This window comes from Acinetobacter brisouii CIP 110357 (genome assembly GCF_000488275.1).
In the GTDB taxonomy this organism is placed as follows: Bacteria; Pseudomonadota; Gammaproteobacteria; order Pseudomonadales; family Moraxellaceae; genus Acinetobacter; species Acinetobacter brisouii.
Genome location: NZ_KI530767.1, coordinates 15156 through 39901 on the forward strand (window position 1 = coordinate 15156; position 24746 = coordinate 39901).

General features: G+C 39.1%; 28 protein-coding genes. 23 read left to right on the forward strand and 5 right to left on the reverse strand.

The features are described 5' to 3' along the window. Positions 1–6: 6 nt before the first annotated feature. From P255_RS14735 to P255_RS14845, 23 genes are all read left to right on the forward strand, one after another. On the forward strand, positions 7–1212 hold the full coding sequence (locus P255_RS14735) for a phage head morphogenesis protein (protein ID WP_004904493.1): 1206 nt from the start codon (positions 7–9) through the stop codon (positions 1210–1212). A 2-nt stretch (positions 1213–1214) separates the two neighbouring features. After that, positions 1215–1724 (forward strand): hypothetical protein, encoded by a 510-nt coding sequence (locus tag P255_RS14740; protein WP_004904489.1) that lies wholly within the window; start codon positions 1215–1217, stop codon positions 1722–1724. 61 nt (positions 1725–1785) lie between these two features. Then, complete coding sequence (locus P255_RS14745) at positions 1786–2322, forward strand: hypothetical protein (protein ID WP_004904485.1); 537 nt, start codon at positions 1786–1788, stop codon at positions 2320–2322. Positions 2323–2378: 56 nt separating this feature from the next. Continuing rightward, positions 2379–3365 carry a hypothetical protein gene (locus P255_RS14750; RefSeq protein WP_004904483.1) on the forward strand — a complete coding sequence of 329 codons (987 nt, stop codon included), beginning with the start codon at positions 2379–2381 and terminating at the stop codon, positions 3363–3365. Between the two features lie 17 nt (positions 3366–3382). Next, entirely contained in the window at positions 3383–3769 is a 387-nt protein-coding gene (locus tag P255_RS14755; protein WP_004904481.1) for a head decoration protein, read from the forward strand. A gap of 11 nt (positions 3770–3780) precedes the next feature. Next, complete coding sequence (locus P255_RS14760) at positions 3781–4767, forward strand: major capsid protein (RefSeq protein ID WP_004904478.1); 987 nt, start codon at positions 3781–3783, stop codon at positions 4765–4767. An 11-nt stretch (positions 4768–4778) separates the two neighbouring features. Next, entirely contained in the window at positions 4779–5243 is a 465-nt protein-coding gene (locus P255_RS14765) for a gp436 family protein (RefSeq protein ID WP_004904475.1), read from the forward strand. Between the two features lie 4 nt (positions 5244–5247). Further along, positions 5248–5790 (forward strand): phage virion morphogenesis protein, encoded by a 543-nt coding sequence (locus P255_RS14770; RefSeq protein WP_004904472.1) that lies wholly within the window; start codon positions 5248–5250, stop codon positions 5788–5790. Beyond that, positions 5780–6208 (forward strand): phage tail terminator protein, encoded by a 429-nt coding sequence (locus P255_RS14775; RefSeq protein WP_004904469.1) that lies wholly within the window; start codon positions 5780–5782, stop codon positions 6206–6208. Before P255_RS14770 ends, P255_RS14775 begins: the two co-directional genes overlap by 11 nt. Positions 6209–6218: 10 nt before the next feature. Beyond that, on the forward strand, positions 6219–6524 hold the full coding sequence (locus P255_RS14780; protein ID WP_004904466.1) for a hypothetical protein: 306 nt from the start codon (positions 6219–6221) through the stop codon (positions 6522–6524). 7 nt (positions 6525–6531) lie between these two features. After that, positions 6532–7278: a phage tail tube protein gene (locus P255_RS14785; protein WP_004904463.1), complete on the forward strand. Its 747-nt coding sequence runs from the start codon at positions 6532–6534 to the stop codon at positions 7276–7278. A 70-nt stretch (positions 7279–7348) separates the two neighbouring features. After that, entirely contained in the window at positions 7349–7933 is a 585-nt protein-coding gene (locus tag P255_RS15110; RefSeq protein ID WP_004904459.1) for a hypothetical protein, read from the forward strand. Then, on the forward strand, positions 7926–8195 hold the full coding sequence (locus P255_RS14795; RefSeq protein WP_004904457.1) for a hypothetical protein: 270 nt from the start codon (positions 7926–7928) through the stop codon (positions 8193–8195). The genes P255_RS15110 and P255_RS14795 overlap by 8 nt, the downstream gene beginning before the upstream one ends. A 56-nt stretch (positions 8196–8251) precedes the next feature. Next, complete coding sequence (locus P255_RS15115; RefSeq protein ID WP_004904456.1) at positions 8252–8800, forward strand: hypothetical protein; 549 nt, start codon at positions 8252–8254, stop codon at positions 8798–8800. Between the two features lie 117 nt (positions 8801–8917). After that, a complete protein-coding gene (locus P255_RS15120) occupies positions 8918–12574 on the forward strand; it encodes a tape measure protein (RefSeq protein ID WP_004904455.1) in 3657 nt (1218 codons plus the stop codon). Positions 12575–12576: 2 nt separating this feature from the next. Beyond that, complete coding sequence (locus P255_RS14810) at positions 12577–12999, forward strand: hypothetical protein (RefSeq protein ID WP_004904454.1); 423 nt, start codon at positions 12577–12579, stop codon at positions 12997–12999. Continuing rightward, the gene (locus P255_RS14815) at positions 12989–16558 is read left to right on the forward strand and encodes a hypothetical protein (protein ID WP_004904453.1); all 3570 of its coding nucleotides are present in this window, start codon (positions 12989–12991) and stop codon (positions 16556–16558) included. Before P255_RS14810 ends, P255_RS14815 begins: the two co-directional genes overlap by 11 nt. Before the next feature lie 111 nt (positions 16559–16669). Next, positions 16670–17893 carry a hypothetical protein gene (locus P255_RS14820; protein ID WP_004904452.1) on the forward strand — a complete coding sequence of 408 codons (1224 nt, stop codon included), beginning with the start codon at positions 16670–16672 and terminating at the stop codon, positions 17891–17893. After that, a complete protein-coding gene (locus tag P255_RS14825) occupies positions 17883–18254 on the forward strand; it encodes a hypothetical protein (protein ID WP_004904451.1) in 372 nt (123 codons plus the stop codon). The genes P255_RS14820 and P255_RS14825 overlap by 11 nt, the downstream gene beginning before the upstream one ends. Beyond that, the gene (locus P255_RS14830; protein ID WP_004904450.1) at positions 18251–18652 is read left to right on the forward strand and encodes a hypothetical protein; all 402 of its coding nucleotides are present in this window, start codon (positions 18251–18253) and stop codon (positions 18650–18652) included. The genes P255_RS14825 and P255_RS14830 overlap by 4 nt, the downstream gene beginning before the upstream one ends. A gap of 11 nt (positions 18653–18663) precedes the next feature. Continuing rightward, positions 18664–20688, forward strand: a complete 2025-nt coding sequence (locus P255_RS14835; RefSeq protein WP_004904449.1) for a hypothetical protein — start codon at positions 18664–18666, stop codon at positions 20686–20688. Then, positions 20681–20911, forward strand: a complete 231-nt coding sequence (locus tag P255_RS14840; RefSeq protein WP_023274468.1) for a hypothetical protein — start codon at positions 20681–20683, stop codon at positions 20909–20911. The genes P255_RS14835 and P255_RS14840 overlap by 8 nt, the downstream gene beginning before the upstream one ends. Before the next feature lie 62 nt (positions 20912–20973). Beyond that, the gene (locus tag P255_RS14845) at positions 20974–21597 is read left to right on the forward strand and encodes a lysozyme (RefSeq protein ID WP_004904569.1); all 624 of its coding nucleotides are present in this window, start codon (positions 20974–20976) and stop codon (positions 21595–21597) included. A 237-nt stretch (positions 21598–21834) separates the two neighbouring features. Here P255_RS14845 and P255_RS14850 read toward each other — a convergent pair whose 3' ends face one another. From P255_RS14850 to P255_RS14870, 5 genes are all read right to left on the reverse strand, one after another. Next, on the reverse strand, positions 21835–22248 hold the full coding sequence (locus P255_RS14850) for a hypothetical protein (protein WP_004904566.1): 414 nt from the start codon (positions 22246–22248) through the stop codon (positions 21835–21837). Beyond that, positions 22238–22900, reverse strand: a complete 663-nt coding sequence (locus tag P255_RS14855) for a ParA family protein (RefSeq protein WP_004904564.1) — start codon at positions 22898–22900, stop codon at positions 22238–22240. Before P255_RS14855 ends, P255_RS14850 begins: the two co-directional genes overlap by 11 nt. 176 nt (positions 22901–23076) lie before the next feature. After that, complete coding sequence (locus P255_RS14860) at positions 23077–23658, reverse strand: tyrosine-type recombinase/integrase (protein WP_004904559.1); 582 nt, start codon at positions 23656–23658, stop codon at positions 23077–23079. Positions 23659–23751: 93 nt separating this feature from the next. After that, positions 23752–23985 (reverse strand): hypothetical protein, encoded by a 234-nt coding sequence (locus P255_RS14865; RefSeq protein WP_004904558.1) that lies wholly within the window; start codon positions 23983–23985, stop codon positions 23752–23754. Positions 23986–24036: 51 nt separating this feature from the next. Beyond that, positions 24037–24312: a hypothetical protein gene (locus P255_RS14870; protein ID WP_004904554.1), complete on the reverse strand. Its 276-nt coding sequence runs from the start codon at positions 24310–24312 to the stop codon at positions 24037–24039. Between the last annotated feature and the right edge of the window lie 434 nt (positions 24313–24746).

Below are 24746 nucleotides of genomic sequence, written 5' to 3' on the forward strand. Positions count from 1 at the left end.
GTAATTATGCAACCTGTTACCTTTCTTGAGGCGATTAAATTCGCACAGGCTCGAAAGGTTGTATTGCCCAGTGAGTTCTATTCGCTAGATTTAAAGACTCGACAGTTATCTACAACGGTCAGTTTCTTATCTAGCATTGAGCAAATTAAGTCAGTCATACAATCGGTTAATAAGGCGATTGCCAACGGATCAACTTTCCAAGACTTTAAAAATGAAGTTTTTGAAAATGGCATTCGATTAAGCCCAAAGTACCTAGATTTGGTATTTCGGCAGAACGTGCAAACGGCGTACAGCTTTGGGCGGTGGACTCAGCAAATCAGTAGCCGCGATACCCGACCTTATTTGATGTACTCGGCTATTGATGATGACCGAGTACGTCCAGAACATATCGCGCTTAATCGGATTATTCGGCATATAGATGACCCATTTTGGTTGATGTACTATCCGCCGTGGGCCTTTCGTTGCCGTTGTTCTGTTATTTCCTTAACCAAGGCACAGGCAGAAAAACTAGGCATTACACCAGACGATAAATTGCCACAGTTGGCGGCTGAAATGGGCTTTACAACTTCACCGATGACATTTGGAGAAATGTCAGACCTTACACATAAAAAGATCATGGAATCAGGACTTGATCCAAGTCTATTCGATGACTCTTTAAAAGGTGTTCAAGCTGAATGGACTGCAAGCAAGAAATTAACCAGCTTACTTGCACCTATGACAGATTCAAGCCGTGATTTATTTCACACCATATTTGATACAGCGTTGCCGCTTGATCCTGAAATTAGACCAAGTGCAATCAAGTTATTTCTTGATTATGTACAAGGGAATAGTGAACAGATCACGGCGTTTCTGAATCATGCACCTAATACGCTCTCTACTGGCGTTTTAAGGGGATGGGTGATGGATGACATGGCTAGAATCAAAAACATTGCTGTAAATGAAAATAACGCCGTTTCTGGCAGTGTTTCTATAGCTTATGCATCTAGTTTTAATGTTGGTGAAGTCATTTCGCTAGATTCGCCGTTATTTATGACAAATATGGGCGGTGATGTTCTTTTTAACATTGAAAATGTTAAGGGTTTAGGCATTGATGCTGAAAAGCTAAATGCAGGCCAAGGCGTTTTATTTGAGATTGGATTGTCCTTTGAAGTGGTCAAAATTGAGCATAAAAACGGGCAAATGGTTTACACACTTAGAGCATTGGTGAATTGATTATGTTAGAGGGTATTACTGCTGGTGATTTTATTGTACTGGACTTAGGTTCTGGTTATGTGAAAGTTATTTCTGTTAAATCTGATCAAAAAAAACCTGACATGGTTCAGCTTGAGTTAGAGGCAAGTTCAGGATCATGGGGACAATGGTATTTTCTTGATGGAAAATCAGAAGATGCACGACAAACTAATGGTGAAATTGGTTTTACACCATTTGATATTGTTCAGGTTGTCAAAGAAGGGCATTTATATGCACTGGATGCTGTCATTGTATCTACGCCAGTAGATCAGGAGCTTTTAGATAAGTTTAAAGAGAGTATTTCTAATCCAAGTAAGAAACGATTAGGTGTCAATGTTCACGTACAGAAAGAAAAAATAATTAATGGCTGCTATAACTTTTCTGAAAAGCTTCAGTTAATGGAATTTTTACAAAGAACGTATCAATATAAAAGTTCTAATGAAGTTAATAATCTTTCACAAAAAAAGCTATTTGCATTAATCAAATCAATTTAAACCAATGAAATAAATACCAGTAGCGCCGTTATGGCGCTTTATTTTTTTGTGGAGGTTCACAATGACCAAGTTTTATAAAATTGAAAATCATGAGCTAGTACGAGAGATTTCAAGCACATTAGATGCACGACATAAATTACGTTGTGATGTTCAAGAAATAGCAGAAAAGCTAGGTTTTGACGGCGCAGGGTTACAAGCCAATAATGGCGAAAGTTTAGGCACTTGGCGCTGTCGTGGTTTTTATAAGATTGATGGCAAGCAACATACAGTTGATAAAAAGGTATGGATGCATAAAGGTACAGGGACAGTGACAGACAGGGGAAATGTTTCACAGGTGCATTTCTACTTGCCACGCAAGACCAATAAAAAAGCCTTTTCTGAAATCTCGAAACAGCTTCCAATTCAGTTTTTAAAACAATATGGCATGGATGACCTTCTCAATAAACTATGTTCACGAAACTGGTTTTTTGGTGGTGTAACTAAATTGGCTGAAAAGGACAATATCGCCGTTGTACGTGTGTCTGGTGATACAGAGGTCATTAATGAATTTATGATTGAAATTAAAGAGTCTGAATATTTAAGCCTTCAGGGTAAATAACAAGCGCCAATCACGGCGCTTTTTTTATGAGCTAATAGATTTTTTGGAGCATTTCAATGCCTGAACCAAATAGCCAAAAGCCGCCGTTAGATCGTGCGGCTTTTTGTTTTAAGGCGAGTCCTTTCTCTGTAGGTACAACCAATGCAGGTGAAGGAAAGCCACCTGTACGAACATTTAACGGAACGGCGTATAGCGGTGAAGTGATTGAAAATCATCACTATTGGGGAAATGTCATTTTTGACCTTGACTCAATGCAAATCGCTACTCCTTTAGCAGCTTTGCTTGAACACAATACTGGAAAACGTATTGGTGTAGTTAAGAGCTTTATTAAGGACTATGCCAAAGGTTTACAGGTTTCTGGTGTATTTCTCTCTAATGAAGATGCCCAAGAAGTTGCACAGGATAGTGATGACGAATTTCCTTGGCAAATGTCTGTCTTTATTGATCCACAGTCTACTGAATTTATAGAGAAGGGTTCAGTCAATGTGAACGGTCGGGAGATTCAAGCGCCAGTAGTTGTTTTTCGTGGTGGTGTGATCCGTGAAATTTCATTTTGTGTACTCGGTGCTGATTCAAATACAAGCGCCGTTGCAGCAAGTCACCAATCTAAAAAATTTAATCAACAACAGGACGGCGAAATGACCGAACTCGAAAAAGCCAATGCTCGAATTACAGAACTTGAAAAAGAGCGTAACGATGCTGTAGCAGCTAAAGACACGGCGGAAGCTGAACTTAAACAGTTCAAAGACCAAAAACGTGAAAGCGACATTAAAAGCTTAGAAACTGAGCTAAATACCCAGTTCAGTGAAGCAGACAAAAAAGCTTACACCGCAATGGACGATACAGCTTTTGCATTTAACAGCAATCAGTTACGCCAGTTCTCTGCAAATAAATCTAAGCAGGGTAATGGCTTGCCAGATTACCTGTTTAAGCAACAGGCCAATAGCCAGCAACAGCAAAATAACCAAGGTGGGAACGGTGGCGGAAACCAGCCTAAGAAGTTCTCTTTATCAGAAGCAGCAGCAAAGCGTAATAAATCTTAATAATCAGGGGATTATGTATGGTTAAGTCATACGTTAAAAAGCAAGTAACATCAGATTGGCTTGCTGAAGAATTGGACGGAAATCATCGACCAAGCCGTGAAAACGTCATTATTGCCGTAGATCAGTCGCTTGTAGATGGTCAGGTGGTTTCATACAACAGCAATAAAGAAATTCAGGCTTATAGCGGTGCAGTAAGCGAAGTCGCCGCAGGAATTTACACAGGTAAGTCTGTGACCACAGATTCAAGCAATACCGCCAACGGCGTAATCGTGGCACGTATCGCGAAAGTAGTTGCCGAAAATCTTGTCTTTAAAGATGGTCTTACCGCAGGGCAAGAAGCAGCAGCATTAGACGATTTAGCAAAAATTAACATTACATTAGTGCGTTTAGCATATTTAGCATAAGGTTTTTATATATGGAATGGGATGACGTTTTTTCACTTACAGAGCTTACAGCATCAATTAATAATCTTCCGATGCGTATCGGGAACCCTAACGATGTAAATTTGTTCCGTGAAGTTCCACTTACAACAAATTCAATGCCAGTTGAGTTTTATGCAGAAACTTCAATTTTAGTGCCTACCACTGAATGGGGTGGTGTAGCACCTAAAAACCCAAAAGGGAAACGTACTGCTAAAAACTGGCTGATTCCACACATGCCACTTGAAGATAAAGTTTTGGCATCGGATTTGATCGGTGTACGTGCTTTTGGCTCTACAACAGAAATGGAAACTGTTGGAAAAAAAGTTTTAGACACTTTACAAAGCATGAAAAATAATGTTGACCAAACATTATCTTATCGCCGTTGTAAAGCGAAGCAAGGCATTATTTTGGATGCGGACGGTACAGTATTAGTCGACTATCATGTTGACTTTGGTGTAACTCAAAATGTTGTAGATTTTCTCTTAGGTACAGATACAACAGATATTAAAGCCAAATGTCAGGATGTTATTGATAAGGTTGAAGATGGTCTAGGTCAGGAAATTTATGATTCTATTGAAGTTGAAGTGGATCGCGCCTTCTATGATGCCTTAAAAGATCATAAAAAAGTTAAAGAAGTTTACTTGGGCTGGGCTGCTGCACAGGAGAAGCTAGGGCAATCAAGCAAGAGTGGCTTTGAATTTTGTGGTCTAAAATTTATTGTAAACCGTCAGAAAGTTGGTTCTACGCCGTTGATTGCTGAAAAAACAGGGCATGCATACCCTGTTGGGACACAGGACGTATTTATCACAGGTCTTGCACCAGCAGATTTTAGTGAAACCGTAAATACACTGGCATTGCCAATCTATGCGAAGCAAGAGCCACGTAAATATAACCGTGGTATGGATTTACATGTTCAGGCTAACCAGTTGCCTGCATGTTTAAAACCTAAAGCCTTGGTGAAACTCGTTAGCTCAACATAAGGATTTTAATCATGCCCTATGCCACTAAAGAAAATTTGGTGGCTCGCTTTGGTGAAATTGAAGTTCAGAGCTTACAGGCTATGCAAAGTGATCCGAAAGCTATTGAAAATGCGCTACAGGACGCTACAGAGGAAATCGACAGTTATGTAGGGGTTAAATACTCTTTACCTATTACTGACATTCCTGCAACGTTTGAGCGAGTGGCATGCAATATTGCTCGATACAATTTGTATTTTCAGCAATCAACGGAAGAAGTTGAGAAGCGCTATAAAAATGAAATTCTGTATCTAACACGTATTGCGAATGGTACTTGTACATTACCTATTCTGAATGCCAAGAAAGAAGTAACCAGCGAGAAACCGCAGCAATCCCCGTCCATTTTACCCATCGGTGCATCTTATACAGGTGGCATGTTTAGTGATGATGTACTAGACATGATGCCATCAATTCACATGCACAGTCGCCGTTCTTGGTGATTCTATGGCAGTGAGTATAAAGATCAAAATGGACAATGAATCCCCAGTGATTCAAGCCCTAAATCAGATAGCCAATCTCAACCGAAATGCACTCTTTGCACAAATTGGTGCTGAAATTGTCGAGATTACCCGTAAACGCTTTATGAATCAGCGTGATATTGACGGCGTACCGTGGAAAAGGTCACAACGTGCCATAAAGCAAAACGGGCAAACGCTACGCGATAAAGGGCGGCTTTTAAACTCATTCACATACAACGTATTACCAAACGGCGTTGAAGCTGGAACAAATGTCGTTTATGCGGCTATTCATAACTCTGGTGGGCCAGTTAGCCACGGCGCACGTCTTAGACACCTTCATTTCAAACAGAATAAGGACGGTACTGTTGGGAATAAGTTTGTTCGTAAATCCCGTTCTAATTTTGTTCAGGAAGTTATGACCAAGGCTTATGTCGTGAATATGCCGAAGCGCTCATTTTTGGGAATTAATAAAGATGATGAGGAATCAATCATTGATGTTATTTCGGGGTTTTTAATGAATGGACGATAGCAACGATTTTTTTGCAGTGCGTGGTGAAATTGCTGAAAAGCTAAAGGAAATTACAGGAATATTGCAGATTTATACGCCTGCTAACTCCGCTAAAGTGACTGAAATGTCACAGATTACACCTTCAGCGCACATTTATTTTATGCACCTTGTTCCATCCTCAAGCGCTGGCAATGGTGATGCAAACATGATTACCCAGCGTTATGCGGTCACTATTGCCTGTCGTAATGCTCAATCACAGCTAGACAATAGCACCGTATTGGATCAGGCAGGCAGTTTGCTATGCCAAGTCATTAGACTTTTAAGAGGCTGGCAACCTGATTCAGCAATCAGAAAGCTAAAGTTTGTCGATGCACAGGATGCTGACTCTGTAGCGTGTAGCTACCTATCAGCTATTTTTGATGCCGTAATAGAAATTTAAGGGGGCTTAAATGCCACGTTATCAAGCCAATAAAACCATTGGTCGCTTTAAAAAAGGTGAAATTATTAGCGATTTTCCACCGCGTCAAATCGCTATTTGGTTGCATCAAGGGGCTATCTCTGAGGTTAAAGAAACTGAAGAAGTAGAATCAGCCGATTTAGCTACTGAAGTGACTAAAACCTCCGTAGATGAAACCACGGTGCAAAAATCCTTAGAAGGTAGTGAAAAAACAGGTGATTCCGCCGTAGAACAGGAAAAAACGCCAGTTCAGGAAAACAGTGATCCAGCAACACCAACAGAAGCAACACAGGACTAAATAATAAATGGCTAAAAAACGATATTTTTCACTGCAAGGTGAATTATTTCTTGCAGAATTAATCAACGGCGTAGCAGGCTCGTTATATCCAGTCGGAAACACCCCAAGCTTTCAGATTTCTGTTACTGCAACAGTTGTTAAGCATAATGAGTCTAGTACAGGTATTCGTGCTGTTGATGATGTTATGACAAAAGACATGGGGGTTAAATTTGAAACAGAATTAGAAGAAGGAACGGCAAAAAACTTAGAGTTTTTACTAAGTTCATATTCTAAAGATGTTGCAGAAGATACCCTGCCTAAAACTTCGCTTGGTACTGTTGTAGCTGGTGAAATGATCCGTTTAGGTAAATACAATCTATCTGAATTTGTATTAAATGATTCTGCTGCAACGCCTAAAGTAGTTGATCCTTCAAAATATGTATTAGATGCGCCATTTGGTACATTAATTGTAAATGATATTGATGGCCTAACCATGCCACTTACTTACACTGCAAAAACAGGGAAAGTAACAAAGGTCGGAATTGCCACTGACTTCTCAAAAGAATATTTACTTTTCTTTAAAGGGAAGAATACAGCAGGCAATAAAGAAAAAATGGCAGTAACGCTCTGGCGTACCATGAAAACCCCAGATGTCGATTTCCCAATGATCCATGAAGAATATGGTAAATGGAAAGTTTCAGGTATGGCCCTTCCAGATTCCACCCAAGTAACTGACGAAGATTTAGGCAATTTCGGAGAATTTGTCTTTATCTAAGTTTTAATTGAAAATAGGTATGAAAACGGCGCAATAGCGCTTTTTTTGTGCCTATATTTTAGGCTTATTTATGAATGATTTTTTCTTTGCAAATAATGCACACTTAATTGTTCAGCTTGATGAACCCATAGCAGTGCATCAAATCAGAATGAAACACTTTGATGATTTTGTTCAACAAGCTGAATCAATCAAAGAGTTTTTAAAGCATAAAAAGATTACAGATGATTTAGTTGCTGAAGTTACGGGCCAATATTTTAATAATTGCCTTGGCATGATTCGTCTAGTGATAGATAAGAATGATCAATATATTGCTGACCTTGTCCATAATCCTGTTCATGTTTTCATATTAACCAAAGCAGTAATTCAGGCAAATTTTGCCTATTTTGATAATTATGAGAAAACCCAAAGAGCAAAGCCTAGAGTCGCTGAAAAATCCGATGTAACTTGGTTCGATTCATTTCAGGTTTTGATTAATGCAGGCCATAGCCATGATAGTATTATGAATATGGGTTATGGCATGTTTATGGCTTATATTGATGCTGTAAAGAAACAACAGAAATATCAGATTTATGGTAATGCCAGCTATATGCGAATTGCATTCCATGCCGATAAAGATCAATTTGAAAAATTTAGCGAGGATGTAACAAATGGGTAAGATTGCTAAAGATGCATGTCAAAAATATACAAAGATTGGTTTTCATAATTTACATGCCAAAGTTGGTGATGCTGGGTTAAAAGCTATTTATGAGCATGATTTAAAAGCCGCTAAAGTGGTTTCTAAGCTTACTGACTGTGATCAGGTGTTTTTTGTTGCTTATTCAGAATCGCGCTCAACATACCCCAATGAGCTTGTTTCATTTGTAGATTGTACAAATGGCAGACGCTTCTATGTTCAGAACGGCGTAATTATTGATTAAAAAATAACTATTTATTAAGATCAATCTATGTTTTTTATAAATTAAGTATATAAATTATGGAACAGCAGAAAACAAAGCTTGATTTTAGTTACTATAAAAGAATAGATGGTTATTTTCAGAATCATTGCCAAGAGCTAATTTCAGCAAATAAAAGCGTTTATGATTCTGTTGATAGCTTTAGAGAGAAATTCACACATTTTGAATTTTCTCTTAGTGAGCTAACCGAAGATGATAAAAATAAAGCATGGGTTCATCTATACAATAAGGCCAAAAGAGTCATTAAGAATAATGAAGATGAATTAAATAAAAAACTTGCTTTAGAAAAACCTTTAAAAAAGGAAAAGTTCAAATTAAATTTTATTCATGTTTTATTTATTACGATCATCATTGCATTTTGCGTGAGCTTTGGAATATATAACAGTAGGAATTCTGGACAACAAGATAATGCCGCATCACAGAAACAAAGAACGTGCATAAATAATGGCATTGAATACTATAAATCTATTGGGGCTTATCCAAGATTAACATCAGAGAATATATCAGCCAGCGATAAGGCTAAGCAGTTATGCAGCAATAGCGTTAATGCCTTTGGTGTGGTGAATTAATGCTTATGAAGCTATAGGCAATCAATCAGAGCGTATTACGCCGTGAATAAAGCGTAAACAGAGTTTTAAAGCCGATCTCATCAGGTCGGTTTTTTTATGCCTAGGAAAAAGTAAAGTATGGCGAGTAAAGACTTAACATTTAAGTTAGTGATTGATGCCGATGTTAAAAGCCTAATCTCAAACTTTAAACAATCTGAGGTTCAGGCTAAAGAGTTCTTCGACTTAATACGTCAAGAGTCAGAGCGTTTACGCCAATCGGCAGGCAACGGTGCGGATGGCATTGATCAGTTGAACCGTAGCTTACAGTCAACATCGAACACGGCCAATCAATTTGATCGGAAAATCACGACTGTAAATAACGATTTAGGTCGTACAGAAACATCAGCCAATGCAGCGACAACACAGGCCCATGCGCTTGAGAGTGCTTTCTCAAAGCTAATGATGACCTTAGCGGCGCTTGGTATCGGTGTGACTGCTAAAGAAATGCTCGATACGGCTGATAGCTATAAAAACTTAGCTGCTAGTGTACGTGTAGCAATTGGTGAGCATGGAAACCTTTCTCAAGCCATGCAAAACATCATCGGTATTTCATTGCGTACTAATACCAGCTTAGAAGCTACAGCGCAGTTATATACTAAAATTACCACGGCAACTAAGGATATGGGGGCGCAGCAGCAAAGCGTTTTTTTACGTGCTGCTAACTCAAGTGCTTCATTTAAGCTAACTCAGCAAGACATCCTCTCATTAACTGAAACAATTAATAAGGCTGTTCAGGTATCTGGTGGCCCTATTGAATCTGCTGAAGCTGGTTTATTCCAGTTGAATCAGGCCCTTAGTTCAGGGGTTTTAAGGGGGGAAGAATTTAACTCCGTTATGGAGCAAACACCTCGTTTAGCCCGTGCAATGGCAGACGGTTTAGGGGTTACGATTGGTCAGCTTCGGAACATGGCAAACAACGGCCAGTTATCTTCTGAAGTTGTTACAAAGGCATTATTAAGCCAAGCCACAGTAATTAACGGCGAATTTGCAAAATTTCCGACCACAATTGGAAATGCTGTACAAAACTTAAAATCGTCATGGACGGTCTACCTTGGAGAGCTAGATAAAACCACAGGGGTTACAACAGCTGTCGCCAATGGTATCAAGTATCTTGCCGACCATTTGGACAGCATCGTTGCAGCATTTAAGAATGTTATTGAGGTTGTTGGGCTTTATAAGTCCACACAGCTCGTTAGCTATTTAAATGCCAAATCCACGGCGTTTGCCAATACTGCTACAGCGATTCGTGCTAGCACTTCCCAGTTAGCAGCTAATACACAGGCTGAACTTGAAAATGCCCGTGCTTCTCAGTCCACCAGCCAAGCTAATCAAAACCAAACTCAAACAGCACGACAATTAGCACAAGCCAACCAAGCCGTAGCGCTTAGCGCCGTAGAGGAAGCCCGTGCCGAGTCAGGTAAAGCTTTGGCACAGTTGCAAAGCCTTCAATCGACCAGAACGCTTGTTTTAGCTGAAATGCAGTTAGAACAAGAGCGATTAAAAGCGCAGTACAACGCCACTGGACGCGCTCAATCCATCACACGCATGGCTGAGCTAGGTAAGGTACAAGCACAAGTCACTAAAGAGATTGCCGCAGCAGAGCAGCGCCTAAACGCTGTACGTGCTGAAGGTACAGCAGCAGCAAGCCGCTTAACAGCGGCAAATAATGCGCTGGCTGCATCGAATACCACTATCGGGCAAAAACTTGGTGCATTAAACAATGCCTTTATGTCTGGTATTTCAAAGATCGGGGCATTTGCTGCTGCAATCTTTGGGCTTGTTATTGCCTATGATCTTGCTAAAAAAGCTGGTGAAGCACTGGGCGAGGGAATTGCAAAGGTAGTTCTTCATGCACAGGGTCTAAAGACTGTTTCAGAAAATGAAGCAATCATTGCCAAACAAGACGAGGAATTAAAGAAAAAGGCAGATGAGGCCGCAGAAGCAAAACGCCGTCAAGCTGCTGCTGCTGAAACAGCAAAAAATGCTGCTTTGGGTCTAACCGATGCAACAAAGAACGTGGTTGATGCTTTTGATAAGGAGGTCAAGGCTGGTAGCACCGTTGTAGATGCAATGAAAAAGGTTTCTGATTCATTCAACTTTACCAATCTTGACGGGATCAATAACGGGATTACAGCTTTATCAGCACTTCAGGCGAAAGGTATCGCCACAGGTGACGATATTCGCAAGGCTTTAGCCAGTGGTCTACAGGGTCAGGATTTAGTTGCATTTCAGACTAACTTTTCTGCCGTTGGCGCTCAAATCAAGAGCGAAATGGATGCGGTCTATCAGGACTTAGCTGTAAAGAAAAAGGCTTATGATGATTTTGTTAAAAATTCAGATGGTCTGAGTTATAACGACTTCAAGGCACAAAGCCAAAAATATCAGGATGATATAGACGCAACACAAGCAAAAATCACGACTCTGCAAACCCAGTACAATAATTCAATCCAAAGTACAGCACTGGTACACGGCGCGATACTTGACGAGGCCATTCGCCGTACTGGTTTCAGCTATGAACAGCTTGAGGGTAAATCAACCCAAGCATTTATTTCTGCAAAGAATGATGTAAACGTACTGATTGCGAGTTTAGATGAGCTATCAGCAAAAGGGGTGAATACCTCTCTTGCATTGTCAGCAAGTCTAAGTAAAGCCATTAGCACGGCGACCAATCAGGAAGAAATAGCAGGGCTTCAGGCGAAAATTGAAGGTTTAAGGGGGACTTTAGGAACGCAAGTTACTAATGGCCTACTACTTCAAGCTAAGCAACAGTTAATTGATGTTAATGCACAACTTGATAAAGCAACCCCAGGCGTTAATTCTCTGGCTGAAGCTTTCAGTCAGTTTGGCTTAGTCAGTAAAGAGCAAGCCGATATCACGGCGCAAAGCTATCTTGATGCTTATAACGTCATGTTATCCAGTGGTAAAGCTACAACATCACAGTTAAAGCAAGCCCTTACTCAGATGAGTGATTCCATTTACTCGTCTGGAAATACTGCTAAGCAATCTTGGTATGAGAATCAATTGGCTATAAATGGCTTATCTGATTCTGTTGATAGCATGGGCAAGCACTCTGTTTCTGCTGCAAATAATGTATCGAGCGCCGTGTCGAATATTTCAACATCAACAAGTGCGGCCAGTGATAGTTTTAAAAGCCTTGGAGATGCTGGGGAAGAACAAGCCAACCGCGTTTCAGATGCTTGGGATAAGACGGCAAACAGCATCAAAAATGCGTCATCCAAAAGTTCAGCATTTGGCATATCTTCTGGTACGTCAATGAGTAACTTCTGGGTAACACAAGAATCAATTGCTAATCAATTGAAAAGTAAGGGTTACGATGATGCTCAGGCCAAAAGTATTGCAGAGAAGATTTATAACCAAACTAAAGGACAAAGCGGTGTTGGTGCTGCTTATGCTTCACGCGATTACTACATGAGCCATGGTTATACAGACTCAATGTATACACAGATGCGTGGCGGTTCTCCGAATCTTTCAAACTATGCAGCAGTCGATGAAAAAATTCAGCAATATGCTGAACAAGCAGCAAAACAGAGCAATACCGCAGCTAATACAACATCAAGCGCAGCCGCAAACGTGAACAATTCAACAGGCACAACACGCACACTCAAAATTGAGGCACCAAATGGCAGTACAGCAACAGTAATAGCAACACCATCGCAGGCAGATACGTTAGAAGAAATTTTCTCAACATTGGGGCGACATAAAAAGAGTTCTTAAACATGATCTTAAAACGTGAAAGTACAAAAGAAACCGTCCAAATTGAGGACGGTTTTTTATGGACAGATGAATTTGATTGGGAACCAATTACACAAAATATTGAGTTCGCCGTGGATGGCACACCCATTGTTCAGGAAGGAAAAAAGAAGGGTGGACGTGAAATTACCCTTCTTTCTAAAGATGTTGGTCAGGGCTGGATCAAACGCAAAGACTTAAGCAAGCTTTATGACTGGTCACTTGCACAAGCTGAACAGTTCACATTGCAGTTTACATATCCGCATGACAATCGCTCTTTCAATGTGATTTTTAATCACAAAAGTAAGGCATTTGAAGCTACGCCAGTCAAAGAATTTCCGACCATTTCGGAAGATGATTATTACAACGCAACCATACGTTTTTTGGAGTTTACACGGGATGGCAATTGAAACGAATAACCTTGTTATCTATGGCTCACAGCGTAATACAGATACAGATGACGGCGGTGGACAGTACAATGGTGAAAAGGTAGAAGGTGGGTATAGTAATAACATATTTGATGATACATCTATGCTTGATCGGGCAATGGGTGATGTATCCATGCGTAAAGTATTTTTTGCTGTCAATACCAATGATACAGCGAAGCTTATGAGTGCAATCGCATTTATTGCAAAGAATCCAGATGATGAAAATGTGTCTGTTAGCCTATTTTCGACTGAAAGCTGGACTGATACCCGTAGCAGCGCACAAAACCGTGTAGAGAACTATTTAGCCAAAGGTGGACAGGCTGCTGGGTCATTACTTGATACCGCATATAAGGGCATGAAGCAGATCCAAACGGCATTATTTACCTCAGAAACAGCTTATCCAGTTGGTACAACTTTGGTTCTTGCTCAGAATGAAGGTAAAAGCACAGAACAAATTCAATTTGTACGTGTAACTGCTGTTACAACACGTACCGCTAAAATTGTGGTTGATCAAAAAGAAGTTGAATATCAGATTGCAACTTATACGATTAATAGCGCTCTTGAATATGATTTTGTAGGAATATCAGCAGCACAATGGTATAGCGGCACGAAATCACAGACATTATTGCGTGAAACCATCGTGGCTGATACGGGTAAATACTATGCTTCGGTAAAACTATCAGAAGATGTTTCCGTAGCTGATACTGTCGTTAATGCAAAAAGTGCGTATATCCAAATCATCCCAAGCGCTGAAACGGAAATACCTGTTACCGATGTGAGTGCTTCAGGTGAAAATACGGCGCTAATTGCATCAAATAATGAAACTATTAGTACAAGCAAAAATATCACCGTTAGCACGACTCAGGCGTGTTATATCGGCTGTGCAGTATTGCCAAATACGTTTAGTTGTACTGTTTTTGGTGCAGTATTAACGGATAAAGGCGGTCAATTGGTTGATTCGAGTGGCACCGTGTATGGCACGATTGACTACCAATATGGACTAATCAATTGGACAAGCAATGCAGGCACAGGAACAGCAACAATCAATTTTGTTTTTAAGCCAGCCGCTACACCGTCACGACCACAAGAAACTTTGCTTATTCAAGTGACTAAGGAAAACCGTAGATTAAACTGGATTCAGACTTTAGCGCCAATCCCTGCACCAAAATCTTTAAAAGTTTCTTATGTGGCTTTGGGTAAAGTTTACACACTTACGGATAATGGATCAGGTCTATTATCTGGATCAAGTACGGATTTTGGATCGGGTACAATTGAATACAGTACAGGTACAGTCCTTCTAACTTGTGGTGCATTGCCAGATGTCGGCTCAGGTATTCTTATGACTTGGGGGGAAGATCTGCATTTATATTCCCGTGCAGACATGCCAATTTCTAAAGCATACTTCCCATTGAAATTTGATGCAGATAATATCCTGAATGGATCATTATCTGTGACATGGCTTTATAACGGTGTAACCAAAACCGCAACGGATGATGGTTCAGGTAATTTCACAGGGGATGCAACAGGGAAAATTGATTATGCATCCAGTACCGCAAAGTTAATGCCTAACGTGCTTCCAAATGGTGGAACCACCCTGAATGTGAGTTATGAAAAAGGGCTAAAGACTGTATTTGAAAGCAATGGTACTGTAAATTCAGAAATTATTGTCACTGGAACGGGGGCGATTAAACATAACAGTGTTGCATTGGCCCTTTCATTTAGTGGATATACCGCAGCAGATGAGACAGCAAGTGGCAAAGTATGGACGCTCAACTATAAAGATGTCCCCATTGATGAAACAACGGGAAATATGGTTCGTACAGATACAGGTGTAAAACAAGGAACAATCGACTATCTGAATCGGACGATTAAAATGAATCCATCCGTTGCTTTTGGTAAATCTGTTACAGCTTATAAATATAGTTACTCTGGGTATCCATATAAATCATATACTTATAATGCATCAAAACTAGATACACCATTAAATAGTGTTTTCACACTATCAATGAACTATCGAGATACGTCTAGTGCATCAAATGGTAATGAAACACCGACAGCTTCAGTATTGCAGTTTGATTTAACAGATGGTTATGCAGAAACAATATTAAGCGGATCAATGCGGTTTTTATTTGGTGGTTCAGTTTATTTTGACCGAGCTGGGCTTTTATATCGTGATCCAGATGTAAAAACAGGATCAGGTACTTATGCTGGTACGGCGCAATATTCCAATGGTCTGGTTAAGCTAAGTTCTTGGAATAGCGGTGCATCGAATGCACCAGTTTTACAGGGACTGGTTACGACAATGGATAACTTGTCCACTTCACATATTGGTTTTCGTTCAAGTGTCATGCCTTTGCGTCCTGATTCAGTCACGATTCGAGCGACTAAACTAGACGGTGGAACAATTTCAGTTACGCCAAGCACAGATGGGACAATTGATACTGAATCTGCATCAGGCTGGTTTAATTGGGACTATGGCATGGGTGAAATTATTTTTCGGACAAAAACCCAAATCACAGAAACAAACCGCGCCGAAATTGAGGCATACGACTGGTACGACCAGCGTTATGAATATACTGAAGATGCCAAGACCTATATTGATGTCCCAATTTGGGTTTTATCTGATTCAATTATCTATAACGCCGTGGGGTATAGCTCAATTCCACTGGATGAGAGCATTTTAGGTCTATCAGCCACACGATTACCCACAGATGGGCGTGTACCCATCTTTAGAACAGGTGATATTGCAGTCATTAGCTCATCTAAATCATATACCTTGCCTGATTACATTGCTGGGAAAACCTATACTTTAAATGATCAGCGTATTTCATTCTGTGAATTAGAGGATTCAGTGGGGACTAAGATTGATACATCTATGTACACTGTAGATTATGACTACGGAAAATTTAGATTAAGTGGAGATTTTGCATTGGGTTCACTGGTTCCGCCGTTGTCTGCAAAATATCGTTATCACGATATTGGGGTTGTTAGTGATGTTCAAATTAACGGTCAAATCACATTAAATAAGCCAATCACACATAATTATTCTGCATCCGATTCAATTGTTGGTTCTGGATTAGTCATCGGTGATATGTTCGCTCGGTACACCAATAAATTTGTACAGGCTTCTTGGTCAGATGTATTTAATGACAGCGCAACAGGTGCAAGTGTTTCAGCAAATTACAACGATACGCTTTACCCGATTGATGTCACTAACAACGGCGCTATACAGGAACGCTGGGCGATTGTGTTTACCAGTACAACCACTTTCAGAATTATTGGTGAATATAGCGGCCAGATTGCAACAGGAACAGTTAATAACGATTGTTCACCGATAAACCCTGTCACAAATGCGCCATACTTCACGATTAAAGCATTGGGTTGGGGTGCTGGTTGGGCGAATGGTAATGTCTTGCGTTTCGATACCAAAGCTGCAACGTATCCGATCTGGTGTATTCGTACCGTAAAACCCTCTGAACCTTCTGTTTTGTCAGATTCAGCACAATTTATGTTCATCGGTGATATTGACCGAGTAGCATAGAAAATTAACCAAAAAACGGCGTTTTATACCAGTTGAAGCGCTGTTTTTACCAAATATTTACCACTTTATATGCCCACTTTTACCAGTGGGCTTTTTATTGAGAGCAAATCCATGATTAAGCAGACACAAACAAAAATGTTTGATTTTTCAGATGTTGGCTTAGATTTTTGTTCAGGGTCAAAGCTTTTATTTCCAGCAGTCTTTAAGAAGTTTTTGGCGACTGGATATAATCAGAAATCTGGTGCAACAGTTTCAATCACTGGGAATCAGGTCACATTGAATTTTGGTGTATCGCATGGCTATGCTGCTGATCGTGTGCTTAAAGTAATAGCAACGGGTGGTTATAGCAAAGAGGTATATATTGACAGTGTAACGGATCAAACAGTTACGTTTACTGATTCAAGTACATCGGCTTTAAGTGGAACAATTACCACATATATTGCACCGCTGGGTTGGTCCTTATTATATGAAGATAGCAGTGTTCATCTTTATAAAATGAAGAATCTGAGTGAGCAAGACGTTTATGTGCGTTTTGTTTTTCAGTTAAATGCTGGTTATGTTTCAAGTGTTGGAGTATGCGTAGGGATGAGCGCTGATACAACAACAGGCACAATCACAGATACAGCAACAAATACACAGCATGCAACGGCGACAACGCCACAAGTTGGTTTTCAATTTGTTTTATGTCAGCTTGCAAGCAGCCAATATAATAACTATACATATTCTCAAGGTTATAATAATTTTGGTAAAGGTTTGATTGTTGGAAGTATTTATCACTTAGCAATTCTTTGTAATGGTTATTATTATTCAACCTACATGGGTGAATTTAATGCAATTTTACCATGTTCAACGCTATATTCAGATATAGAACCACTTAAGACTAAAATGGTTGTTTTTGGATATAACGCACAAGCATTATCTAATACTGCATTTACCAATCAACCTTTACAATCAGCTATGGCATATTTGGGTAATATTCCTGTTAAAACAAGAAAAGATTATAGTGAGCTACTTTTTCCTATAGCTAATAATAGCTATGGTTTAAATTCTTATTATAGTAATAATATTGACAGTTTTAATACAACGGCATGTTCACCAGTACCGCTTACTGAAGCGAGTACATCACAGCATCTAGGGTATATTTACGGTATATATTCTGTTAATTACTTCAATACCAATATACCTGATCTATCAAACTCAGCAAACAACCCAACTATAACGAATGATATTGATTTTAATAGTAAAATCATAGTGCAAATGACTTCTTATAGTACGACATTAAATACTTCAGCTTTCATTGCTGTGCCGATTGAGGAGATTAAAATTGTCTCTTAAAATCTTTCGGGCATTTTGGGGAGGATATACCCCAGATTATGCAAAATTGGCTGAGCGTGGTTATTTTGTCATGCCGTCAATTGGTAAAAAAATCATTACAGTAGCAAATGCAAATCAGGGATTTGGCATTGCCAAAGGTACAGTTAAAAAATTAGGGAAAATCTATCCTTCTGCCCAAGTTTGCTTATTTCGTAAAGACACAAGGGCATTGTTGTGGGAAACCACATCTAAAAGTGATGGTTCATATCGCTTTAGGAATATTGCGATTGGGCTTGAATGTTTTGTAGTGGCATTTGATCCAGCACAGCAGTACAACGCCGTGATTCAAGATAAAGTTAAAACGAAGGATGGTAGATTATGAACTATCCAAGCTTAGGCGCTGGCTTAGCCATGCTTGCCGCATTTTCTGCATATATTGATCAGGGTAGCGCTAATGCTACCCTTGTTTTTTATAGTGATAGCAAGCCATCCAGCATAGATACCGCAGCAGATTCCAGCAAAGCATTGGTAACGCTCACACTGCCTAAACCTTCACTGAAACAAACCAATACTGACAGTATTAATTTACAACCAACAGACACGGCACTTGTCACAACCGCAGGCTTAGCAACATGGGCGCGGCTATACAATGGCAATGGCTTGGCGATTATGGATTTCACCGTTGGAAGTGATATTACTCTCTTAAATAATAACTTAGCCGAAGGTAGCGCAGTCAATCTTACATCGCTGAAGCTAAAACCTTATTTGGGTGCTGAATAAGGGGGTAAAATGTGGGTGTTATTCCAGATGACCTAGATGGATTAAATATCACTTTAGAATTTGAGGATGAGGCCACCGAATCATCAGATTTAGAGTTTAACGATGGTTCAGGCGTTGTATTAGATTTTGAAGAACTTGCCACAGGTTCAACCGATTTAGAGTTTATAGATAATGAACTCATCATCACAACAGGTACGCTAGATGCTTATGTTGATTTAGGCATTTTAAGTGATATACAGGCGCTTAATGTCAATACAGGACAGCTTGAGGCAAGTGTTGATCTTGGCATATATGCAGATTTTACAGATGGTAAAACACTGGTCACAGGCTCACTGGATGCTTTTGTCAATCTGTCATGTATTGCTGATATACAAGCCCATTTCGATATTAACTTTAACTTGGGTTTAAGTCTTGGATTTACAGCAGGCTACCAAAGCGCCACAGCACATATTCAGGCTTTAGCAATACCGTGGCAGAAACCAATACATAAGGCGCTATTACGCGCCTTTTCTTTTGCACGTAGTCTAGGAATAGGTAACGGCGTTTCAATCGAATATGAGCGAACCACAACGCTTAGCCGCACTGTAAAAACCACATTTGAAAAAGCGATAGGCTTACAACCTTCTGTTTTTATTGCGTGGCAAGTAGATGAAGCTATTCGATTAAAGCAGGCATTGCCGTGGCAAGCCGCTAAACAAACATACCAGGATACCGCCGTTCATTGGGTTGAACTAGAACACCAGCGCAAAGCGTTTACATATTCGCATGAAGTGGCCCAAGTCTTTGAAAAGCACTATTCATTTGAGTTCGACAAGGGTCTTGAGCTGATTACCTCTAGTTCAATCGATTGGGAACATGGACAGGCTATTTATTACAGAAAACATGCCGTTGATCCGTGGCCCGATCCAGTAACACCAGAATATGAAGGTACAGGCGATTTTGATTTTCAATGTTTATGCATAGATGTGGATGCAGATAACATCATTTTAGATTTTGGAAATGATGATTGTATTCCGCAGATTGCACCAGTCCAAGGTTGGCATATTGTGAATGATGTACAAATTACAAGAGAAGATACGGGCGAAATTATCCATGTTTTAAATGGTCGTGTTGGTTCTGATCGCTCTAAATGGTGCTGGGACTTCAGCTTAACTGTGCCAGCAAGTCAGATCAATAAAACACGTAGTACCGATGGCAATCCCGTTGTTTTAATTGTATCGATAAATGGCAAGAATTATCGAATGTTAGTTGAAGATCGCTCACAATCGATTCAATTTGCAAATAATACCTATACCGTGACTGGACGAAGCCCAACGGCGCTACTTGCTGGGCCAGCATCACCAACACGGACATTTGCACAGGAAAATGAAAGAACGTCTGTGCAGTTGGTTCAGGCAGAATTAGACCGTGTGAATAGCACAATTGCTTTGAATTGGGAGTTAATAGATGCACTTGGCTGGATTGTGCCAGCAGGGAGCTTTTCTTATTCAAATTTAACGCCTATAGCGGCAATTAAGCTGATTGCAGAGGCAGGCGGTGGCTTTGTTTATAGTGAGCCTGATAGCAATGTTTTAAGCATCAAATCACAGTATAAAAAAACGTACTGGGATGCGATTGAAATGTCTGAGTATGACCGTATTGTGCCTGCTTCTATAGCAACAAATATCGGTATTAGTGACACAGATTACCCTAAATATAACGCCGTTTGGCTCACAAACGATAAAACAGGTGATGCATATAAAATCGTTAAAACGGGTACAGATGGCGCAACACAGTACGAAACCCAAAATAATCCACTTTATACGGCTGCTTCTGCCTACGGTAATGCTGGTAAGGCATTTCTAGCTAAAGCTGGATTGGTTGAAGTCCATACTCTACAGATGCCAATTTCTCAAACTGTAGGTCATTGTGAGCTTGGTGAAATCCTAGCTTATGACGGCGAATGGTGGGGCATTGTCGATAAAGTGGACATCTCTTTTACATACGACAAAGTTATTCAGACTGTTGAAGTTGAAAGGGTGGTGACAGATGAGTAACCCATATCAAAAGTTTTTAGATTTATTGCCTAAAACTCCTGAATTTATAGGGAATGTCACCAGTGCAGACCACCCCAATTACAAGGTTTTAGTTGTAGATGGTACAGGTACTTTGTTATGTACCAGTGCAGTTAAATTTAGTGTCGGTGATCGTGTTTATATCGCTGGCACTGAAATAAAGCGAAGTGCGCCGACTGGAACGGTTGGACGCATAGAAGTTTAATTCAATCAACCATTATGGCCCTGCTTATAGCAGGGCTTTTTTTATGCATACAGGAAAGAAATATGAGCGTTGATCAAACTCAACAAATCGCACAAATGTACACATGGTTAAGAGCTATGTCGGGCGGTACGTTATCACAAGCCCAAGTTACCGCAGGTGATGCCGTAATTGAAAAGAATGGCCTTACTGTTTTTGCTCAAATGATTGGCTTTGAATTACCAAAGGCCCAAGCAGTTACAGGACAACATGATATTTCAGACAATGGTTATGCCTTGATCCGACAGTCTGAAGGTTTACGAACAACAGCATATCTTGATACTGGTGGAGTGTGGACAATTGGCTATGGAACAATCAAATATCCAGATGGTAAATCAGTCAAAAAAGGCGATAGCTGTACTCAGGCACAAGCTGAGTTATGGTTAAAAAATGATTGTGAATGGGTAGACCAATGCCTAGATAAATATATCAAAGTCAATGTGACTCAAAATCAGTTTGATGCCTTGGCTAGTTTTGTTTACAACGTTGGTCAAACATCATTTGTAAAAAGTACATTACTGACATTATTAAACCAATCAAATTTTTCTGCTACGGCCAATCAATTTGATCGTTGGGTATTTGACAATGGTAAACGAGTTCAAGGTTTGGTTAATCGCCGTGTAGCTGAAAAGGGGCTATTTTTAAAATGATAGATGCATTCTTAGGAAAGTTTTATAAGTACATAATATTGATACTTATATTCATTTTAATGGCTTTATTGCTCTGGACAAATCATGTACAAAGCAAGCTAGATTCGTCTGAAGCAAAATGTACAACATAATTTTTATTTTCTTTCATAAAGATCAACTTAGGCAAAAAATATTTATATTTTTTATGTTGTTATTTATATTCAATATAAATAAAGCCAGCATATAGCTGGCTTTTTATTAATCTTTAACATCAAAACCAAGCTTTTTAAGCTTTGATTTTGTGTATTGATCCAGTGCTTCAGTAAACAATGTCGTCTTGTTGATTTTCTTTCCTAGTAAGCGGTTTTTCTTGTCGTGCTGCAAGATGAAATCTAAACGCATTAACAACTCAAGCGGCAAATTCATAGAAACTTTTTCCGTAATTGCCTTTAGCTCATCCGCAGTTAATGGTGTCCCTTCACGCCAAGGTTTAACCTCCTCCACTTCTTCCAATTCAATAGAATTAGGATTCGTTTGCTCGGCTAGGGCCGTATGCAACGGCGCACCATTGATAATACGCTGTTGCTCTTTCTCTGCCTCTGTCAGTTCTGACTTGACAGATTCTTCACGGTTACGCCGTGGAAGTGTCTGCCCTCTTGTACTATTCGACATTCATCACCTCATTAAATAAATTTAAAAATTCATCTTTCGCAATATCAATATATTTCTTTTCGCGGTGATTCTCAGGCTCTAGCTCTGTAAGACCTTGATAAGAATCATAAGCACGGCCATACCATGTACGATCCCCAATAATTGTATTAACTGATTCAATATTAGGTTCTTCGACAATTTCATTAATAGCACGGTCAATTTCTGGTGTTGATCCAATATGTGGCTTACCAGTTACCACACCAATGACACGGGCCTTATTTTCGCGTGTTTTATTGATTGATGCGATTAAATCTACTGTATTGCGGAAACCCTCAATATTGCTATTTGCACCTACTTTTAATGGTACTAGAATCACATCAGCAACAACCATAGCGGAACGTAATTCCGCATTGTCATAACCGCCTGCATCAATAACAACATGATCATATTCACGGCCAGCATTTTTTAACTCATCCAGTATATTTCCAGACATATAGTAAAACTTGCCTTGTTCTTCTGTGCGTTGTGAACTCCAAATGTCAGAAGCCGCCTTATTTGCGCTATCTAGATCAACACCAATCACAGCATTATTTTTTGCCAGTTCAGCAAGAAATGATGTTGCTAAAGATGTTTTACCGACACCGCCCTTTGAGTTTGCAATCAATAGAATCATTTATTTGTACCATGTTTTGTGTGTGTGCATGAATACTACTACATAGAAATATTAATATTCAACCACATAAATATAAATACATTTATATTTATGTGCATGAGTAAATGAATATGTATAGATATATGGTAATACATATTCAATTTGTATTATAAAAATAATATTTACTATTAGATAAGTTATTGACTAAGCTTTAAAACTTCATCTTTAAGCCTGTTTGGGTCTGAAACAAAATATTCTTGTGTTGTGTTTATTGATGTATGTCCCATAAGCTGCTTTATAGAATAAATATCAACATTCTTTCTTATAAGTCGTGTTGCAAATGAACGCCGTCCACTGTGCGAGCTTGCTTTTATCCCAGCTTTTTTATAAATACCAGCAATCATCCTTTGCATTGTATTTGCACTAAAGCCGCCACCTTTTTGAGATTCAAATAAAAAAAACTTTGGCTGTTTATGTTGGTGGGCCTTCTCAATGTATGCCAATAACTGATTAATCGTTTCCTGATCCATCAAGAATACTTCACGGTACTTGTTGCCTTTTGTATATGCACCCAGCAAACGGATAGTTTGCTTAATTTGATTGCGTGTTACATCAAAAACGTCATCTAGGCGCAAAGAAGCCAATTCTTTAGCCCGTAGGCCCAAATAGTGCGAAAACAGCAACACAACACGATTACGCAGGGCATTAGCGCCGTTCTGGTATGACAGGACAAGGCTTAATTCATCCTCTGAAATAAAAGGGGCTTTACCGTTTTTCATAGCGATTATTGGTATTGTTTTTAGGTTAAAACAATCATAAATAAAAAATGCCCTAAAATATACATTTTAGGGCATTTATCTAGTGGTATTTTCTTATGGCTTAAATTCTTTACCCAGCCATTCACCTGCAAGGCTCTCTAGTGCAAATTGCACTGCATACGGCGCTTTTCTATATGTTTCGCTTGCTGTATCTGACATGTAATAGCGCATTGTCCTTTCAGTGATACCGATGATATGGGCTGCTTTACGCTGGCTAACATTGGCCTTATCAACTAAGTAACGAAGATAACTAGGATCAGGATTATAGTTATTGCTATCAGGAATCATGTTATTACCTTTTGTTCTAGTGAAAAAAAGGAGGGATTTTGCCCTCGTTGCTTATTGTAATGATGTAACGGTTAAGAAGTCTGCTTGATCGTAATCCATGTTATATAAATCATAATCAAATGATTGATTTACTTTTCGCTTGAATGCTGAAAATTCGCTGTTATCTGCAATTACTAACGCATCTTTTAAAGAAAGATTTGTACAAATAATTTGGTTAGAAGAATGACAAAAAATTGTAAATGCATTGTTATCAAAAGTTGCTGTTAATCCTGCTGCTTCTGCTTCAATTTTAATAAATTCAATAGAGTAAGATTCAAATTTATTCATATCATCACCTGTATGTGGTTTATTTCGCCTTAGCTTTATTGCTCGGCATGATTGTATTATAGGAATATTGTTCCTAAATTAAAAGTATTTTTATAAATTTATTTATATTTTTATTGTATAAATAAATATTTGCTTATTTTTTAAGTGCTATATGTGGTCAATTCATTAACATTTATGATCTTTAATGGCTTTTTTGTCGATATTACTGATAATTAATCTTATATTTTCAAATAAATACTTATATTTATTTATATGAAATATGTGTTGTTTGAAAAAGAAACAAAAAATAATTTTAAAAAGACAAGAAGCATCTTTCTTTAATTTCATATATTTCTATATTTCTATCTTTGTATTCCTCTGAAAGCCTTATACAGTAATGCTTTCAGCGTTTATATGTGGTCAATTCATTAACCATATATGGTCAAATCATTAAC

Bases quoted from the DNA above. Each gene is read 5' to 3' on its own strand.
- P255_RS14795 (WP_004904457.1), top strand. From the start codon at position 7,926: ATGGGTAAGATTGCTAAAGATGCATGTCAAAAATATACAAAGATTGGT.
- P255_RS14750 (WP_004904483.1), top strand. From the start codon at position 2,379: ATGCCTGAACCAAATAGCCAAAAGCCGCCGTTAGATCGTGCGGCTTTT.
- P255_RS14855 (WP_004904564.1), bottom strand. From the start codon at position 22,900: ATGATTCTATTGATTGCAAACTCAAAGGGCGGTGTCGGTAAAACATCT.
- P255_RS14775 (WP_004904469.1), top strand. From the start codon at position 5,780: ATGGACGATAGCAACGATTTTTTTGCAGTGCGTGGTGAAATTGCTGAA.
- P255_RS15120 (WP_004904455.1), top strand. From the start codon at position 8,918: ATGGCGAGTAAAGACTTAACATTTAAGTTAGTGATTGATGCCGATGTT.
- P255_RS14810 (WP_004904454.1), top strand. From the start codon at position 12,577: ATGATCTTAAAACGTGAAAGTACAAAAGAAACCGTCCAAATTGAGGAC.
- P255_RS14830 (WP_004904450.1), top strand. From the start codon at position 18,251: ATGAACTATCCAAGCTTAGGCGCTGGCTTAGCCATGCTTGCCGCATTT.
- P255_RS14755 (WP_004904481.1), top strand. From the start codon at position 3,383: ATGGTTAAGTCATACGTTAAAAAGCAAGTAACATCAGATTGGCTTGCT.
- P255_RS14820 (WP_004904452.1), top strand. From the start codon at position 16,670: ATGATTAAGCAGACACAAACAAAAATGTTTGATTTTTCAGATGTTGGC.
- P255_RS14870 (WP_004904554.1), bottom strand. From the start codon at position 24,312: ATGAATAAATTTGAATCTTACTCTATTGAATTTATTAAAATTGAAGCA.
- P255_RS14845 (WP_004904569.1), top strand. From the start codon at position 20,974: ATGAGCGTTGATCAAACTCAACAAATCGCACAAATGTACACATGGTTA.
- P255_RS14735 (WP_004904493.1), top strand. From the start codon at position 7: ATGCAACCTGTTACCTTTCTTGAGGCGATTAAATTCGCACAGGCTCGA.
- P255_RS14815 (WP_004904453.1), top strand. From the start codon at position 12,989: ATGGCAATTGAAACGAATAACCTTGTTATCTATGGCTCACAGCGTAAT.
- P255_RS14860 (WP_004904559.1), bottom strand. From the start codon at position 23,658: ATGAAAAACGGTAAAGCCCCTTTTATTTCAGAGGATGAATTAAGCCTT.
- P255_RS14770 (WP_004904472.1), top strand. From the start codon at position 5,248: ATGGCAGTGAGTATAAAGATCAAAATGGACAATGAATCCCCAGTGATT.
- P255_RS14745 (WP_004904485.1), top strand. From the start codon at position 1,786: ATGACCAAGTTTTATAAAATTGAAAATCATGAGCTAGTACGAGAGATT.
- P255_RS14850 (WP_004904566.1), bottom strand. From the start codon at position 22,248: ATGTCGAATAGTACAAGAGGGCAGACACTTCCACGGCGTAACCGTGAA.
- P255_RS14785 (WP_004904463.1), top strand. From the start codon at position 6,532: ATGGCTAAAAAACGATATTTTTCACTGCAAGGTGAATTATTTCTTGCA.
- P255_RS14865 (WP_004904558.1), bottom strand. From the start codon at position 23,985: ATGATTCCTGATAGCAATAACTATAATCCTGATCCTAGTTATCTTCGT.
- P255_RS14780 (WP_004904466.1), top strand. From the start codon at position 6,219: ATGCCACGTTATCAAGCCAATAAAACCATTGGTCGCTTTAAAAAAGGT.
- P255_RS15115 (WP_004904456.1), top strand. From the start codon at position 8,252: ATGGAACAGCAGAAAACAAAGCTTGATTTTAGTTACTATAAAAGAATA.
- P255_RS14760 (WP_004904478.1), top strand. From the start codon at position 3,781: ATGGAATGGGATGACGTTTTTTCACTTACAGAGCTTACAGCATCAATT.
- P255_RS14765 (WP_004904475.1), top strand. From the start codon at position 4,779: ATGCCCTATGCCACTAAAGAAAATTTGGTGGCTCGCTTTGGTGAAATT.
- P255_RS14840 (WP_023274468.1), top strand. From the start codon at position 20,681: ATGAGTAACCCATATCAAAAGTTTTTAGATTTATTGCCTAAAACTCCT.
- P255_RS15110 (WP_004904459.1), top strand. From the start codon at position 7,349: ATGAATGATTTTTTCTTTGCAAATAATGCACACTTAATTGTTCAGCTT.
- P255_RS14740 (WP_004904489.1), top strand. From the start codon at position 1,215: ATGTTAGAGGGTATTACTGCTGGTGATTTTATTGTACTGGACTTAGGT.